At 49.4% G+C, this 413-nt stretch carries 1 protein-coding gene; it reads left to right on the top strand.

Going from position 1 to position 413, the window contains the following annotated elements:
• Positions 1 to 102: 102 nt before the first annotated feature.
• Positions 103 to 413 (top strand): phosphatidylserine decarboxylase (locus ERX55_RS11300; RefSeq protein ID WP_175423861.1); only part of this gene is annotated, 311 nt, incomplete at its 3' end.

Raw genomic sequence — 413 nt, 5'->3', positions numbered from 1 at the left:
GACTGACAATTAGGCTAACCGTCGTTAGAATCGTCCCCTTTTTTTCAGGATCCGGCATGTAGGCCGGATCAGGAACGACAAAACAATGGCCTGGAGGCTACCTTGTTAAATTCATTTAAACTTTCGCTACAGTACATTCTGCCGAAACTATGGCTTACTCGCCTGGCGGGTTGGGGCGCAAGCAAGCGGGCAGGATGGCTGACAAAACTGGTTATCGATCTGTTCGTTAAATACTACAAGGTCGACATGAAAGAGGCGCAAAAGCCGGACACCGCCAGCTACCGCACCTTTAACGAATTCTTTGTCCGTCCGCTGCGTGACGAAGTACGCCCAATCGATACCGATCCGAATGTACTGGTCATGCCTGCCGATGGCGTTATCAGCCAGTTGGGTAAAATCGAAGAAGATAAAAT

The sequence above is a fragment of the Macrococcus bovicus genome, assembly GCF_004359575.1.
Lineage (GTDB): Bacteria > Bacillota > Bacilli > Staphylococcales > Staphylococcaceae > Macrococcus > Macrococcus bovicus.
Note: the sequence above shows the minus strand (reverse complement) of the source record. Positions and strands in the feature narration are given on the sequence as shown.